The sequence below is a fragment of the Serratia sp. CY74737 genome (assembly GCF_052166775.1).
Lineage (GTDB): Bacteria > Pseudomonadota > Gammaproteobacteria > Enterobacterales > Enterobacteriaceae > Serratia > Serratia ureilytica.
In genome coordinates this window covers 1-15,652 of record NZ_JBJNOF010000012.1, presented here as the reverse complement: position 1 = coordinate 15,652, position 15,652 = coordinate 1, and the positions used below count along the sequence as shown (strand labels likewise).

The following is a 15,652-nucleotide window of genomic DNA, read 5'->3' as shown; positions in this document are numbered from 1 at the left end:
CCCTCTTTATTGAATCTCTATAAAATTGCCTGAGCAGCGCGCCAATCACGCCGGCGCCGCCGTACTAGAAACCGCTGGCGGCCATTGCCCGTGTTGTATCCAACATCCGATTGGCAAAGCCCCATTCATTGTCGCACCAGACCAAGGTCTTTATCAGGTGCTGCCCGCTGACCCGGGTCTGCGTACCGTCGACGATAGCGCTGTGCGGGTCATGGTTAAAATCGATCGAGACCAATGGTAATTCCGTGTAGTCAACTATACCACGAAATGATTCCCGTGCGGCCTTTTGCAACAGCTGGTTGACCTCCGCCACCTTCACCGCGGCGCTCACGCTGACGCTAAGATCGATAGCCGTCACGTTGATGGTCGGCACGCGCACCGAGATAGCCTCGAAGCGATCGCAAAACTGCGGGAAGATGCGGGTGATGCCCGCGGCCAGTTTGGTATCGACCGGAATGATCGACTGGCTCGCCGCGCGGGTGCGCCGCAAATCCGCGTGATACGCGTCGATCACCGGCTGATCGTTCATCGCCGAGTGAATGGTGGTCACGGTGCCGGACTCGATACTGTAGGCGTCGTCCAGCAGCTTGATCACCGGAATAATGCAGTTGGTGGTGCACGAGGCGTTGGACACGATGCGATGTTCCGCCAGCAGCGTCTGATGGTTGACGCCGAACACGATGGTGGCGTCCAGATCGTTGCCGCCCGGATGGGCGAACAGCACTTTCTTCGCCCCCGCCGCCAGATGGGCCTCGCCATCCGCACGGCTGCCGTACACGCCGCTGCAGTCCAGCACCACGTCGACGCCCAGCTCGCCCCAGGGCAACTGCTCCACCGCCGGCTGATGCAACAGGCGAATCGCGTCGTCTCCAACGCTCAGCGTGTCGCGCTCTTGCCGCACATCCCAGGCGAAGCGGCCATGGCTGGAATCGTACTTCAGCAGATGGGCCATGCCCTCGGCATTCGCCAGCTCGTTGATCGCCACCACGGAGATTTCCGCCCGTCGTCCCGATTCGTACAGTGCGCGCAATACGCTGCGGCCGATGCGGCCAAAGCCGTTTATCGCTATGCGGATGGTCATGCTGCTCCTGAAAAAGGGCCGTCCCCGCCGGGCTGACTCACCGGCGCCGGGCCGGCGCTGACTGGTTGTCTCACTAACCCGCATAGAGTAGTGGATCGCACCGCCCGCTGTGAATCGCCGCGTTTGCATTATTCCCGCGCTTCAGCGGCTTTTCGCCGCCGTCACATCGGCATTTCTGTCGAAGAGTGCTTCAACTGAAACGCTTCAGCTGAGCATAAACCAAAGTTTTGGCAAAAGGAACAGGTGCAACAGTTCCACAAGTAACGGAGGGGAGTTTTACGAGCATAAGATGATCTGGCGCACATTTTTGGCCTTAAGGCCGCGGCGGATTTTCACTCGCCGCCCCCGTTTCGCCGTAGTGCTCACGGAAATAGTCGCGCAAAAATTCGACCGTCACCCGCACTTTCGCCGACGTTGCCAGCCGGGAAACGTACACCGCCCAGATGTTGGCCGGCTGAAAATACTCCGGCAGAATGTGCACCAACCTGCCGCTGTCGATGTTCTCTTTCACGTCCCAGGCGGAACGCAGCGCGACGCCCTGCCCATCCAGGCACCACTGGTGCACGATTTCGCCGTGGTTCGACGCCAGCGCCCCCGTCACCTTTACCGTTTCTTCACCGCCCGGCCCCTGCAGCCGCCACAGCCCGAACGGATGATCGCGCTCCTTGATCACCAGGCAGGTGCGGCCCGCCAGCTCCGCCAGGCTTTTCGGCACGCCGTGGCGCTGCAGATATGCCGGCGAAGCGCACAGGATGCGCTGGTTGTCCGCCAGCTTGCGCGCGATCAGATTAGGGGCGATATCGTCGCCGATGCGGATATCCAGATCGAACCCTTCGCTGACCAGATCCACCAGCCGATCGGAAACGTCGAGCCGCAGCTCCAGCTGCGGATACTCCCGCGCCAGCGCCGACAGCGCCGGGGCCACGAAGCGCCTGCCGAAGCCGAAGCTGCTGACCACGCGCAGCATGCCCTGCGGCGCCTGACGCACCTCGGACAGCTCGTCCATCATCTGATCGACGTCGTTGAGAATACGCTGCGCCCATTCGTAGATGCGTTCGCCGTCCTCGGTGATCGCCACCCGCCGCGTGGTGCGGTGCAGCAGCGACACGTCCAGCGCCTTTTCCAGCAACGCAATGCGCTTGCTGATAAAGGCCGGCGACACGCCCAGCTCTTCGGCGGCGGCGGCAAACCCGGCGCGGCGCGCCACCAGCACGAACACCCGCAGGTCACTCAGGATCGGCATATTGTTCATGATTCGTGTTTTATGTTTCATCGTTTTCATGGTTGATTAACAGTTAGTCAATTATAGGATAAGAGTGTTGTCAATCTCCCCTACCTACAAATGAGACCTCTGTATGAGCAAAACTTACAAGATTGCCGCCATCCCCGGGGACGGTATCGGGCGGGAAGTGTTGCCGGAAGGCATACGGGTATTGCAGGCGGCGGCGGCGCGCTGGGATCTGTCGCTGGAATTCGCCACCTTCGAGTGGGCCAGCTGCGACTACTACCAGCACCACGGCCAGATGATGCCCGACGATTGGTTTGAGCAGCTCAAGGGCTTCGACGCCATTTACTTCGGCGCCGTCGGCTGGCCGGATACGGTGCCCGATCACATTTCGCTGTGGGGGTCGCTGCTGAAATTCCGCCGCGACTTCGAGCAGTACGTCAACCTGCGCCCGGTGCGGCTGTTTCCCGGCGTGCCCTGCCCGCTGGCGAACAAACAGCCGGGCGATATCGATTTCTACGTAGTGCGCGAAAATACCGAAGGGGAATACTCCTCGCTCGGCGGGCGAATGTTCGAAGGCACCGAACGCGAGATGGTGATCCAGGAGTCGGTCTTCACCCGTCAGGGCGTGGACCGCATCCTGAAATACGCCTTCGAGCTGGCGCAGCAGCGCCCGCGCAAGCGCCTGACCGCCGCCACCAAGTCCAACGGCATGGCCATCAGCATGCCGTACTGGGATGAGCGCGTGGCGGAGATGGCGCGCCAGTATCCCGATATCGCCTGGGACAAACAGCACATCGATATTCTGTGCGCGCGCTTCGTGCTGAACCCCGAACGCTTCGACGTGGTGGTGGCCTCCAACCTGTTCGGCGATATTTTGTCGGATCTCGGCCCGGCCTGCACCGGCACCATCGGCATTGCGCCGTCGGCCAACCTGAACCCGGAGCGCAACTTCCCGTCGCTGTTCGAGCCGGTGCACGGCTCAGCGCCGGACATTTTCGGCAAAAACATCGCCAACCCGATCGCCATGATCTGGAGCGGCGCGATGATGCTGGACTTCCTCGGCGACGGCGATGCCCGCTACCGCCAGGCGCACGACGGCATCCTGCAGGCGATTGAGCGCATTATCGCCGACGGGCCGCGCACGCCGGACATGCGCGGCGACGCCTCCACCCAGCAAGTCGGCCAGGCGATCGCCGCCCTGCTGCAACGCTGAACGCCGCAGATTTTCCCGCGCAGGGCGCCCTTCCGCGCCCTGCTTTGCCACGTCCGTTTTTCCGCTTCGATCGCTGCCGCAAATCCGTTGAAAACCACCGTAGAAGGCACGCCAATACCCCGGTCAAGATCACAACAAATTGTTTACATACTGTGTTTTATCCTTTTACAGATGCCCCAATTGTGGCCCTCCTGTAATTTGTGCACACTCGAAAATGTTAATGAAGAGTGAATATTCCCGGTAGCGACCCACCGGGCGGTTTGCTCCTCGCGGTGTAACAAAACAAAGGGTTCAAACCAATAAGGCCCGGGCGCACCCTACGCTTTGCGCACCGGCCCACCACCGATAACAGGAGTTCACTCCCATGCAGAGCAATCCCAAAAAGGATGTCACGCTCATCGCCATCAGCCTGTGCAGCATTGCGCTGATCGCCCTTTGCCTGATGCTCTTTCCGGCTCAATCCGCGCTTATCGCCAACACCATTTTCAACGGCGTCACCCGGCTGTTCGGTTCAACCATTCAAATCCTGGTGCTGATCGCCCTGCTGGTGGTGCTGTATCTGGCGTTGAGCAAATACGGCAATATCCGCCTCGGCGAAGGCAAACCGCAATACTCCACGCTGGCCTGGCTGTTCATGTTCATCTGCGCCGGCCTGGGCTCGTCCACCCTGTACTGGGGGGTGATGGAATGGGCGTATTACTACCAGACGCCGGGGCTGAACATCGCGCCGCGCACCCCAAAGGCGCTGGAATACAGCATCAGCTACTCCTTCTTCCACTGGGGCCTGAGCGCCTGGGCAACCTACGCCCTCGCCTCGCTGATCATGGCCTACCACTTCCACGTGCGTAAGAACAAAGGGCTCAGCCTGTCGGGGATCATTTCCGCCATCACCGGCGTGCGCGCCAACGGCCCGATCGGGCGGTTGGTGGATCTGATTTTCCTGGTCGCCACCGTCGGCGCCCTCACCATTTCGCTGGTGCTGACTGCCTCCACCTTTACTCGCGGACTGACGGCGCTGACCGGCATCCCCGACAATTTCGTGGTGCAGGCGACGGTGATCCTGCTGGCGGCGGTGATCTTCTGTCTCAGCTCCTACATCGGCATCGACGGCGGCATGCAGCGCCTGAGCAAAATGGTCGGCTGGGGCGCATTCGCCTTCGCCGGGCTGGTGCTGCTGGTCGGCCCCACCGAGTTCACCATCAACAACACCATCAACGCCATCGGCCTGACGGCGCAAAACTTCCTGCAGATGAGCCTGTTTACCGATCCGATGGGCGACGGCAGCTTCAGCCGCAGCTGGACGGTGTTCTACTGGCTGTGGTGGATCTCTTACACCCCGGGCGTGGCGATGTTCGTCACCCGCGTCTCGCGCGGCCGCAAGATTAAAGAGGTGATCTGGGCCCTGCTGCTCGGCAGCACCCTCGGCTGCTGGTTCTTCTTCGGCTCGCTGGAAAGCTACGCCATGCATCAGTTCATCAGCGGGCAGCTCAACGTGCCGGAGATCCTCAGCACCCAGGGCGGCGAAACCGCCGTGCAGATGCTGCTGACGGCGCTGCCGCTCGGCAAGCTGTTCCTGGCCGCCTATCTGTTCATCATGATCATTTTCCTGGCCTCGCACATGGACGCGGTGGCCTACACCATGGCCGCCACCAGCACCCGCAACCTGCAGGAGGGGCAAGATCCCAGCCCGATGCTGCGCCTGTTTTGGTGCGTGGTGATCACCCTGATCCCGCTGTCGATCCTGTTCACCGGCGCCTCGCTGGACACCATGAAAACCACGGTGATCCTGACCGCGCTGCCGTTCCTGCTGGTGCTGCTGGTGAAAACCTACGGCTTCGCCCGCTGGCTGAAGCAGGACTATGCGGCCATTCCGGCACACCTGATCGAAAGCAGCGCGCCGGCGGCCGCCGAACTCTCCGCGCCATCGTCGTATCAACCGCGCCCTATGGCGAAATGACAATAAGAAAAGAGGAAGGTTAACTTATGAGCACTCTGATCCCTGAATTTACCTTACCGAAAGATTTCTGCGCCGACGCCCGCGAGGCTTACACCATTCCGGCCCGGTTCTATACCCACCAGGCGGCGTTCGAGCACGAAAAAGAGCAGGTGTTCGCCACCAGTTGGATCTGCGTGGCGCACCGCAGCGAGCTCGCCGAACCGAACGACTACATCACCCGCGAGATCATCGGTGAAAACATTCTGGTGGTGCGCGGCCGCGACAAAGTGCTGCGCGCCTTTTACAACGTCTGCCCGCACCGCGGCCACCAGCTGCTGGCGGGCGACGGCCGGGCGAAAAACGTCATCACCTGTCCTTATCACGCCTGGGCGTTCAAGCTGGACGGCGAACTGGCGCACGCGCGCAACTGCGAAAACGTGCAGAACTTCGATAAGGAAAACTCGCACCTGATGCCGGTGCGGGTCGAAGAGTACGCCGGGTTTATTTACGTCAATCTGGACTCGCAGGCCGGCACGGTGGAAGACCAGCTGCCGGGCCTCGGCGCCAAAGTGCGCGAAGCCTGCCCGCAGGTCGACGATCTCAAACTGGCAGCGCGTTTCGTCACCCGTACCCCGGCCAACTGGAAGAACATCGTCGACAACTACCTCGAGTGCTACCACTGCGGCCCGGCACACCCCGGTTTCGCCGACTCGGTGCAGGTCGACCGCTACTGGCACACCCTGCACGGCAACTGGACGCTGCAGTTCGGCTACGCCCGCCCTTCCGAGCAGTCGTTCAAGTTTGAAGAGGGTAAAGAAGCCAGCTTCCACGGCATCTGGCTGTGGCCGTGCACCATGTTCAACATGCCGCCGCTGGAAGGCATGATGACGGTGATCTATGAGTTCCCGGTCGATGCGGAAACCACCCTGCAGCACTACGACATCTACTTCACCAACGCCGATTTGAGCGACGAACAGCTCAAACTGATCGACTGGTACCGCGACGTGTTCCGCCCGGAAGATTTGCGGCTGGTGGAAAGCGTGCAAAAAGGCCTGAAGTCGCGCGGCTATCGCGGCCAGGGGCGCATCATGGCCGACGGCGCCGGCAGCGGCGTCAGCGAACACGGCATCGCCCACTTCCACAACCTGCTGGCGCAGGTTTATCAACCTTGATGCGACGGGGCCCGCAGGCCCCTTTCCCCTGACTTGTGAGGTTCTTGTGAATATTTCCGATCGGGCGCTATTCCGCCAACAGGCATATATCAACGGCCAATGGCGCGACGCCGACAACCAGGAAACCCTGCCGGTGAGCGATCCCGCCACCGGCCAACTCATCGGCAGCGTGCCCAACATGGCGACGGCCGAAACCCAACGGGCGATCGACGCCGCCCAGCAGGCGCTGGAAGGCTGGCGCGCGCTGCCGGCGCAACAGCGCGCGCAGCTGCTGCGCCGCTGGTTCGAACTGATGCTGGAACACCAGCAGGATCTGGCCAGCCTGATGACGCTGGAGCAAGGCAAGCCGCTGGCGGAGTCGCTGGGCGAGATCCGCTACGCCGCCTCCTTTATCGAATGGTTCGCCGAACAGGCCAAGCGCGCCAACGGCGACATCATTCCGTCGCCGAGCAGCGATAAACGCCTGATGGTGCTGAAGCAGGGCATCGGCGTGTGCGCGGCGATCACGCCCTGGAACTTCCCAGCGGCGATGATTACCCGCAAGGCCGCGCCGGCGCTGGCGGCCGGCTGCACGCTGGTGGTCAAACCCGCCAACGAAACCCCTTACTCGGCGCTGGCGATGGCCGAGCTGGCCGAGCGCGCCGGCATTCCCGCCGGGGTGTTCAACGTGGTGACCGGCAACTCGCAGGCGATCGGCGCCGAGCTGACCCGCCACCCGCAGGTGCGCAAGCTGAGCTTTACCGGCTCCACGCCGGTGGGCAGGCTGCTGATGCGCCAAAGCTCGGACACCATCAAGAAAGTGTCGCTGGAGCTGGGCGGCAATGCGCCGTTCATCGTGTTTGACGATGCGGACATCGATGCCGCAGTGGAAGGCGCGCTGATCGCCAAATACCGCAACGCCGGGCAGACCTGCGTTTGCGTCAATCGGTTCTACGTGCAGCGCGGCGTTTATCCCCAGTTCGCCGAGAAGTTTGTCGCCCGCGTGGCGGCGCTGCAGGTCGGCAACGGCTTCGAACCCGGCGTGCAGATCGGCCCGCTGATCAACCGCAAGGCGCGCGACAAGGTGCTGGAGCTGCTCGATGACGCGCTGAGCAAAGGCGCTCAGGTGCTGACCGGCGCCACGCCGCACGCGCTGGGCGGCAATTTCTTCACGCCGACGGTGCTGGGTGACGTGCAGCCCGGCTCGCTGCTGCTGGAAGAAGAGATCTTCGGCCCGGTCGCGCCGCTGGTGGTGTTTGATGACGAAGCCGAGGCGATCCGCCAGGCCAACGACACCATTTACGGCTTGGCCGCCTACTTCTACACCCGCGATGCGGCGCGCATCTGGCGCGTTTCGGAACGGCTGGAGTACGGCATGGTCGGCATCAATACCGGGCTTATCTCCAACGAGGTGGCGCCGTTCGGCGGCGTGAAACAGTCGGGGCTGGGGCGTGAAGGCTCCGAATACGGCATCGAAGACTATCTGGAGCTCAAATACCTGTGCCAAGCGGTATAACTTTTTCATGCGCGGGGACGCCCGCGCTTTGGAGCCAATGAATGACCAGCTATCAGATGCTTGATGTCCGCGTCGTCGACATCGAAACCGTCACCGCACGGGTCAAGCGCTTTACCCTGGCGGATCCGCAAGGCCGGCCGCTGCCCGCCTTCAGCGGCGGCAGCCACATCATCGTGCAAATGCAGGACGGCGAGCAGCGCTACAGCAACGCCTATTCGCTGCTCAGCTCACCGTTCGAACTCGAGCATTACCAGATCGCCGTTCGGCGCGAGTCTCCTTCCAAAGGCGGTTCCGACTTCATGCATGACCGGTTGGCGGTCGGCGATACGCTGACCATCAGCACCCCGAATAACCTGTTCGCGCTGGCGCCGGAAGCGCAACATCACGTGCTGATCGCCGGCGGCATCGGCATCACGCCGTTTATGGCCCATCTGCATGAGCTGCAACGCAGCGGCCAACGCTACCATCTGCACTACTGCTTCCACAGTGAAGAGCACAACGCCTTCCAGCAGCAGCTGATGCAAGCGCCGTTCGCAGACAACGTCAGTTGCCATGTCTCCAGCCTTGGCGGCCGGTTGGATCTGGCGCGCACGCTGGTCGATGTGGAACCCGGCGCCCATATCTACGTCTGCGGCCCGGCGGCGCTGAACGAAGCGGTCTACCGGATCGCCGCCGAACGGGGTATCGATGCCGGTCGCTTGCACAGCGAAGCCTTTGCCGCCGAAGACACGGCGGGCGGCGCCTTTACACTGGTGCTGGCTCGATCGGGTATTGAGCTTGAAGTGGCGCAAGACATGACCATCCTGCAGGCGCTGGAAAACAGCAAGGCGGCCAAGGTCGAGTGCCTGTGCCGCGAAGGCATTTGCGGCACCTGCGAAACCCGCATCGTCGAAGGGGAAGCCGATCACCGCGATCAATATCTCAGCGAGGAAGAGCGCGCGGCGCAGCAGACCCTGTTGATCTGCTGCTCGCGCGCCAAAGGCAGCCGGCTGGTGCTGGATTTGTAAAGGGAGCGCCCGCATCGGCGGGCGTCCTGGTTAAGCTTTCGGGAATATCCACAGATGCTCGGCCGGCAGGGAGAGCCGGCACAGCGCCCGATCGCGCGCCTCGTGGCCATAGGCGCGCACCACGAAATCTTCGGCCACGGTGCGGAACAGGTATTCCCAGCGATCGCCGAGATACATGCTGGTCAGCAAAGGCAGCTCAAGCTGATTACCCTGTGGATCTTCACCCAACCGCACGCGCTCCACGCGGATCACCGCAGTGCCCTCCTGTCCGACCTGCACGCCTTCGCCCGCTTTGCCCCACAGCGCCCAATCCTTACCTTCGATGCGCGCCCGGCCGTCTTCCAGCGCCACGATCTTGCCCGGCAACCGGTTGTTGCTGCCCATGAATTCGGCGGTGAACAGCGTGGCGGGCGAACCGTACATCTCCTGCGGCGTGCCCTGCTGTTCGATTTTGCCGTTATTGAGCAGCAGGATGCGATCGGAAATGGCCATCGCCTCGTTCTGATCGTGGGTCACCATCAGCGCCGACAGACCGAGCTTGATGATCAGCTCGCGCAGAAATACCCGCGCTTCTTCGCGCAGCTTGGCGTCGAGGTTGGACAGCGGCTCATCCAGCAGGATCACCGGCGGGTTGTAGACCAGCGCACGGCCGATCGCCACCCGCTGCTGCTGGCCGCCGGAGAGCTGGTGCGGATGACGCTTGGCCAAATGCCCCAGCCCGAGCTGATCCAGCACCGCCTGTACCCGTTGTGCGATTTCCGCCGAGGCGGTCTTACGCAGCTTCAGCGGATAAGCGACGTTCTCAAACACCGTTTTGTGCGGCCACAGGGCGTAGGACTGAAACACCAGCCCCAGGTTGCGCTCTTCGGCGGGAATTTCGCTGCGCGCGCTGCCGTTGTAAACCGCGCTGTCGCCGATGACGATCCGCCCCTGGCTCGGCTTCTCCAGCCCGGCCACCGCCCGCAGCAGCGTGGTTTTGCCGCTGCCCGACGGGCCCAGCAGCGAGACCACTTCGCCCCGTTTCAGATCCATCGACACCCCTTTCAGCACCGGGTTGTCGCCATAGGTCAAATGCAGGTTCTCTACCGAAAGTTCAATCATGTAATTTCACTCCAAAGCGCAAGGCGATCCCCAGCCCCAGCACCACCAGCAGGATATTGATGAACGACAGCGCGGCGACGATATCGATGGCGCCCGCGGCCCACAGGGAAACCAGCATCGAGCCGATGGTTTCCGTGCCCGGAGACAGCAGATAAACCCCGGTGGAATATTCGCGTTCAAAGATCAGGAACATCAGCAGCCAGGAGCCGATCAGGCCGTAGCGCGACAGCGGAATGGTAACGTGTCGGGTGATCTGGCCGCGGCTGGCGCCGGCGCTGCGCGCGGCTTCCTCCAGTTCCGGCCCCACCTGCAGCAGCGTGGAAGAGATCAGCCGCAGGCCATAGGCCATCCACACCACGGTATAGGCCAGCCAGACGCTGAAGATGGTGCTGCGCAGCGAACGCAGCCAGACGATCACGTTCTCGCGCAGCCATTCGGCCATCGGCAGCGCCGACAGCCAACCCTCCTTGAGCGATTTGTCCAGCCACATCGGCAGAAACAGAAACACCCACAGGAACGCCAGACCGGCCAGCAGCCCCGGCACCGCGCGCGGCACCAGCACGCTGTAGTCGAGGAAGCGCGTGGCGCCATCCGGCTTGCGGTGCATGGCGATGCCGATAAACAGGTAGCACGCCACCGCCAGCGCCCCGCCGATTACCCCAATCGCCATTGAGTTGACGATGGCGCGCAGCAGGTTGGGCTGCGCCCAGATGGTGCGGAAGGTGTTGATCGACAGTTCGTCCCAGACAGACACGCCCACGCCCCAGTTGGAGATAAAGGCGCGCAGCACCACGCCGATCAGCGGCACGCCGATGGTCACGGTCAGCCAGAACATCACCACCGCGCCGGCCACCCAGCGCCATTTGCCCAGCGGCAACGCGCGCGCCTGCGAGGCTTTGCCCTTGACGGTGACGAAACGGTTGGCGGTACGCATTAGCCTGCGCTGCAGCATCACCAACGGAATGGTGATGCAGATCAGCACCACCGCTACCGCCGCCATCAGGTGGTAAGACGGCGTGCCCAGCTTGTTGGTCAACTGATACAGGTAGGTCGCCAGCACCAGGTTGCCTTCCGGATCGCCCAGCACCAGCATCAGGCCGAACACCTCCAGCCCGAGGAAGAACAGCAGCACCCCGGCGTACAGGATAGACGGCCGCACCATCGGCAGGCTGACGGCGGTCATCACCTGCAGCGGCGTAGCGCCGGCGGTGCGCGCCGCTTCTTCAACGTCTGAGCCCACGCTGCGCAGCGCCGAGGAGATGTACAGGTAGGCGTGGGGCACGTGCGTCAACCCGGCGATAACCACGATGCTGGCCATCGAATAGATGTTCCACGGCACGAAGCCCAGCAGCGCCTCCGCCCACAGCGAGAAGAAGCCCACCGGCCCCGCCGCCACCACGTAACCGAAGCCCAGCACCATCGGCGACACGAAGATCGGCACCAAAATCAGCGGTTCGATGATCCGCCGCCCCGGCAGATCGGTGCGCACCATCAGGAAGGCCAAAATGCCGCCGAGCGGGATAGCGATGATCACCAGGCCGAATGCCAGAATAAAGCCGCTTCTCAGCGCCTTGTAGAAATCCGGATCGGTAAAGATGAACTCGAAGGCCTCCAGGCTGAAGACCTTGGAGGGAGAGAAAAACGGAGCCGAGAGGAAGCTTTGAATGATGATAAACGACAGGGGGACATAGATAACCAGCGCGGTTATCAACACCACCAGGCCGCGCGGCAGGCTCTGCCACTTTCTGCGCCATGCTTGCATAAATGCTCCCTATGGTTGTAAACGACGACCAAAGGGCGCGCGCCTGTACGTCAGGCGCGCGTCCGAATGCAGTCCCTGTTATTTCGCCGCGGCGGCGCGCCATTGTTTGATGTAGTCGAGACGCTTGGCCGGCTGCAGATACTCCAGCAGGCTGTCGTCGACCGGGATCGGCTTGAGCGCGTTGCCCAGCAGCTTGGTCATGCCGTCGATGTCGTTCTTGCCTTCGACATCGTTGCGGATCGAAGGGATATCAGCCTGATTGGCGAGAATATTTTGCCCTTTCTCCGACAGCACGTAGTCGAACCACAGCTTGGCGGCGTTAGGGTGACCGGCTTCTTTGCTGATGAAGCTCACGCGCGACAGCACCAGGGTATAGTCTTTCGGATAGACGATGCCAAGCGACGGATCGCTCTTGGCGCGGGCCTCGGCGTATGAGCCGAGAATATTGAAACCGATCAGGTTTTCACCGGAGGAAACGCGTTCCATCATGGTGCCGGTTGAGGATTGCACCGCCAGCCCGCCCTTGGCCACGTCGGCCAGCGTTTTGAAGTAGTTGGGATCGGCCTTGAAGTCCTGCACCGACAGCATGAAGCCGACGCCGGATTTTTCGATGTCGTAAGTGGTGACTTTCTTCTTGAATTTGTCCGTCTGGCTGGCGATCAGCTTGGCCAACGCCGCGTGCGAATCCGGCACATCGCCCTGCGGGATCAAGCGTTTGTTATAGATGAACACCACCGGCTCATAGGTGGTGCCATACACTTTATCTTGCCATACCGCCCATTTTGGCAGCTGAGCCCGCTCCGGAGAGGCATACTCCTGCGCGTAATCGCCCGCCAGTTTCAAAATGGTGTCCATCGACGAACTCCACACCAGGTCGCCGCTGGTGCCGCCGGCCGCCTGCTCGCTGATGAAGCGGTTATACAGTTCGGTGCTGTTCATGTCGTTGTATTCGACCTTGATGCCCGGATACAACGCCTCAAATCCCTGGATCAGCGGCGCCGCCGCCTTGGTGTCGGTGGTCGAGTAAATCACCACCTTGCCTTCTTTCTTCGCGCCGTCGACCAGTTTCTGATAGTCGGCGGGGTAGCCCGCCGGGAAGGCCGCATAGGCGGAAACGGAGCCCAGTAAGGTGATTGCAGCCACGGTAGCGCTGATTTTTTTCATCATCATCCATCCCCAGATCACATTTAATAAACCAAAAATTAACATACAGTTAATAATTGCAACGAGGCAACGGCGTTGCTTGTTATCTTTCGGTTTTGTGAGGTTGGACGTTTTTCAGTCAATACCCACGCCCGGCGGCGCGGGCTTTGCGGTCATCCGTGTCGCAGACTATTCTGCCAGGCGTGAGCGCTGCAGCAGGCGAATTCGCTGTACGATGGCGCCCCGGCAACGTCAGAACAAAGCCGGCATTCGACCCGCGATATGCCGATCTTTTTCCCCCGTAAACCGGTCGAAGACGGCCACGTCTCTTTCAAGCCGCACATCGAAATTCCGCTGTCGATAGACAGGGTGGCGCGCTAGCGCGCTGCCGGGCCGGCCGCCATGATCCCTCTGTGCAGCCGGTTCACGCCAGGATAAACAGCGCTGTATTAATCAGGTTTTTGTCGCCGAATTATTATATCCTGCCGGACGAAAATTTTTGCGGGCGTACGCAGCCCCACGCGCCTCCTTCTGCAGCGCTTCATTTCGCAGCCAGGCCGTTTATTTCATGAATACAGGCAGTGCCATACCGTTATGACCAAGAGTTTATCCCCGAAAGACATTATCGCCCTGGGCTTTATGACCTTCGCCCTGTTTGTCGGCGCCGGCAACATCATTTTCCCCCCGCTGGTGGGGCTGCAGTCCGGTGAACATCTGTGGCCGGCCGCCCTCGGGTTTATGGTGACCGCCGTCGCTCTGCCGGTGATCGCCGTGATCGCGCTAGCGCGCGTCGGCGGCAGCATCAGCCTGCTGACCGGCCCCATCGGCCGCACCGCCGGCCTGCTGTTGGCGACCGTCTGCTATCTGGCGCTCGGCCCGCTGTTCGCCACCCCGCGAACCGCCAATGTTTCTTTCGCCCTCGGCATCGCGCCCTTCACCGGCGACGGCGCCCTGCCGCAGTTCATCTACAGCCTGCTGTTCTTTACCCTGGCGATGGTTGTGTCGCTGTATCCCGGCCGCTTGCTCGATAACGTCGGCCATATTCTGGCGCCGCTGAAAATTCTGGCGCTGGCCGCGCTCGGCATCGCCGCCCTGGTGTGGCCCGCCGGTGCGCCGGTCTCCGCCGTCGGCAGCTATCAGGCCGCGGCGTTTTCCACCGGCTTCGTGCAGGGTTATCAAACCATGGACACGCTGTCGGCGTTGATGTTCGGCTCGATTATCGTCACCGCCGCCCGCTCGCGCGGCGTCAGCGACAGCGGCCTGCTGCTGCGCTACACCCTGTGGGCCAGCCTGATCGCCGGCGTCGGCCTGACGCTGGTCTATATCTGCATGTTCAAGCTCGGCGCCGGCAGCGGCAGCCTGGTCGGCAGCGGTGCTCAGGATGGCGCGGCAATCCTGCACGCCTATGTGCAGCACACCTTCGGCGATCTGGGCAGCGTCTTTATGGCGGTGCTGATGTTCATCGCTTGCCTGGTGACGGCGGTCGGCATGACCTGCGCCTGCGCGGACTTCTTCTCCCGCTACCTGCCGCTCTCTTATCGCGCGCTGGTGGTCATCCTCGCCCTCTTCGCCATGCTGGTTTCCAACATGGGGCTGGCCAATCTGATACGCGTCTCACTGCCTGTACTGACGGCGATCTACCCGCCTTGCATCGCGCTGGTGTTGCTCAGCTTCAGCCAGAACCGCTGGCGCAGCGCCAGACGCGTCTTCGCGCCGGTGATCGCTACCAGCCTGGTGTTCGGCCTGGCCGACGGCCTGAAGGCTTCAAGCTTCAGCGGCCTGCTGCCCGCCTGGTTCGATAAGCTGCCGCTGGCCGAGCAGGGTCTGGTCTGGCTGCAGCCTACGCTGTTGGTGCTGTTGCTGGCGGCGGCTTACGACCGGTTGCGTAGCGCCGAAAGCGTCAAGGCCGCGTCGTAATCGCGATTTCCGCCCATAAAAAAAGCCGGTCATGATGACCGGCTTTTTTATCGGCTTGCGCCCGGCGGCTTACTTCAGCAGCGCCTGCGCCTTGGCCACCACGTTGTCCACGGTGAAGCCGAACTCGGCGAACAGCTGCTCCGCCGGCGCCGACTCACCGAAGGTGGTCATGCCCACGATAGCGCCGTTCAGGCCCACGTACTTGTACCAGTAGTCCGCGATACCCGCTTCCACCGCCACGCGCGCCGTTACCGCCGCCGGCAGCACCGACTCGCGGTACGCCGCATCCTGCTTGTCGAACGCGTCGGTCGACGGCATCGACACCACGCGCACCTTGCGGCCCGCCGCGGTCAGTTTGTCCGCCGCCTCAACCGTGATACCCACTTCGGAGCCGGTGGCAATCAGGATAACGTCCGGCGTGCCCGCGCAGTCCTTCAGCACGTAGCCGCCGCGGTACACGTTCGCCAGCTGCTCTGCGGTGCGCGGCTGCTGGGTCAGGTTCTGGCGCGAGAACACCAGCGTGGTCGGGCCGTCGTTGCGCTCGATGCCGTACTGCCACGCCACCGCCGATTCCACCTGGTCACACGGACGCCAGGT

The 15,652-nt window shown here is 62.2% G+C and carries 12 protein-coding genes; 6 read left to right on the top strand and 6 right to left on the bottom strand.

Features of this window, described 5'->3' with window-relative positions:
• Nucleotides 1–64 precede the first annotated feature (64 nt).
• Entirely contained in the window at nt 65–1,081 is a 1,017-nt protein-coding gene (gene epd, locus ACJ8PE_RS16505; protein WP_197760486.1) for an erythrose-4-phosphate dehydrogenase, read from the bottom strand.
• A gap of 313 nt (nt 1,082–1,394) precedes the next feature.
• Complete coding sequence (locus tag ACJ8PE_RS16500; RefSeq protein ID WP_269474714.1) at nt 1,395–2,354, bottom strand: LysR family transcriptional regulator; 960 nt, start codon at nt 2,352–2,354, stop codon at nt 1,395–1,397.
• A gap of 82 nt (nt 2,355–2,436) precedes the next feature.
• Here ACJ8PE_RS16500 and ACJ8PE_RS16495 point away from each other — a divergent pair, with 82 nt between their 5' ends.
• From ACJ8PE_RS16495 to ACJ8PE_RS16475, 5 genes are all read left to right on the top strand, one after another.
• Nucleotides 2,437–3,522: a tartrate dehydrogenase gene (locus ACJ8PE_RS16495; protein WP_033652189.1), complete on the top strand. Its 1,086-nt coding sequence runs from the start codon at nt 2,437–2,439 to the stop codon at nt 3,520–3,522.
• A gap of 364 nt (nt 3,523–3,886) precedes the next feature.
• On the top strand, nt 3,887–5,479 hold the full coding sequence (locus ACJ8PE_RS16490) for a BCCT family transporter (RefSeq protein ID WP_197793859.1): 1,593 nt from the start codon (nt 3,887–3,889) through the stop codon (nt 5,477–5,479).
• 26 nt (nt 5,480–5,505) lie between these two features.
• On the top strand, nt 5,506–6,630 hold the full coding sequence (locus ACJ8PE_RS16485; RefSeq protein WP_019455611.1) for an aromatic ring-hydroxylating oxygenase subunit alpha: 1,125 nt from the start codon (nt 5,506–5,508) through the stop codon (nt 6,628–6,630).
• A 46-nt stretch (nt 6,631–6,676) separates the two neighbouring features.
• On the top strand, nt 6,677–8,125 hold the full coding sequence (locus ACJ8PE_RS16480; RefSeq protein WP_197793860.1) for an NAD-dependent succinate-semialdehyde dehydrogenase: 1,449 nt from the start codon (nt 6,677–6,679) through the stop codon (nt 8,123–8,125).
• 41 nt (nt 8,126–8,166) lie between these two features.
• Nucleotides 8,167–9,132, top strand: coding sequence for a PDR/VanB family oxidoreductase (locus ACJ8PE_RS16475; protein WP_197760491.1), 966 nt, complete (start codon nt 8,167–8,169; stop codon nt 9,130–9,132).
• Nucleotides 9,133–9,162: 30 nt separating this feature from the next.
• Here ACJ8PE_RS16475 and ACJ8PE_RS16470 read toward each other — a convergent pair whose 3' ends face one another.
• The 3 genes from ACJ8PE_RS16470 to ACJ8PE_RS16460 all read right to left on the bottom strand — a co-directional run bounded on the left by ACJ8PE_RS16470 (nt 9,163) and on the right by ACJ8PE_RS16460 (nt 13,162).
• Nucleotides 9,163–10,233: an ABC transporter ATP-binding protein gene (locus tag ACJ8PE_RS16470; RefSeq protein WP_033652192.1), complete on the bottom strand. Its 1,071-nt coding sequence runs from the start codon at nt 10,231–10,233 to the stop codon at nt 9,163–9,165.
• A complete protein-coding gene (locus ACJ8PE_RS16465; protein WP_197793862.1) occupies nt 10,226–11,995 on the bottom strand; it encodes an ABC transporter permease in 1,770 nt (589 codons plus the stop codon). The genes ACJ8PE_RS16470 and ACJ8PE_RS16465 overlap by 8 nt, the downstream gene beginning before the upstream one ends.
• 78 nt (nt 11,996–12,073) lie before the next feature.
• A complete protein-coding gene (locus ACJ8PE_RS16460; protein WP_033644933.1) occupies nt 12,074–13,162 on the bottom strand; it encodes an ABC transporter substrate-binding protein in 1,089 nt (362 codons plus the stop codon).
• Between the two features lie 570 nt (nt 13,163–13,732).
• On the opposite strand from ACJ8PE_RS16460, the gene brnQ reads away from it, so the two are divergent.
• Entirely contained in the window at nt 13,733–15,055 is a 1,323-nt protein-coding gene (gene brnQ / locus ACJ8PE_RS16455; RefSeq protein ID WP_060660267.1) for a branched-chain amino acid transport system II carrier protein, read from the top strand.
• Nucleotides 15,056–15,124: 69 nt separating this feature from the next.
• On the opposite strand, the gene ACJ8PE_RS16450 is transcribed toward brnQ, so the two are convergent.
• A partial coding sequence (locus tag ACJ8PE_RS16450) for a transketolase-like TK C-terminal-containing protein (protein WP_326830675.1) occupies nt 15,125–15,652 on the bottom strand: 528 nt, incomplete at its 5' end.

Coding starts and splice junctions, on each gene's coding strand:
- epd (WP_197760486.1), bottom strand. CDS start 1,081: ATGACCATCCGCATAGCGATAAACGGCTTTGGCCGCATCGGCCGCAGC.
- ACJ8PE_RS16500 (WP_269474714.1), bottom strand. CDS start 2,354: ATGAAACATAAAACACGAATCATGAACAATATGCCGATCCTGAGTGAC.
- ACJ8PE_RS16495 (WP_033652189.1), top strand. CDS start 2,437: ATGAGCAAAACTTACAAGATTGCCGCCATCCCCGGGGACGGTATCGGG.
- ACJ8PE_RS16490 (WP_197793859.1), top strand. CDS start 3,887: ATGCAGAGCAATCCCAAAAAGGATGTCACGCTCATCGCCATCAGCCTG.
- ACJ8PE_RS16485 (WP_019455611.1), top strand. CDS start 5,506: ATGAGCACTCTGATCCCTGAATTTACCTTACCGAAAGATTTCTGCGCC.
- ACJ8PE_RS16475 (WP_197760491.1), top strand. CDS start 8,167: ATGACCAGCTATCAGATGCTTGATGTCCGCGTCGTCGACATCGAAACC.
- ACJ8PE_RS16470 (WP_033652192.1), bottom strand. CDS start 10,233: ATGATTGAACTTTCGGTAGAGAACCTGCATTTGACCTATGGCGACAAC.
- ACJ8PE_RS16465 (WP_197793862.1), bottom strand. CDS start 11,995: ATGCAAGCATGGCGCAGAAAGTGGCAGAGCCTGCCGCGCGGCCTGGTG.
- ACJ8PE_RS16460 (WP_033644933.1), bottom strand. CDS start 13,162: ATGATGAAAAAAATCAGCGCTACCGTGGCTGCAATCACCTTACTGGGC.
- brnQ (WP_060660267.1), top strand. CDS start 13,733: ATGACCAAGAGTTTATCCCCGAAAGACATTATCGCCCTGGGCTTTATG.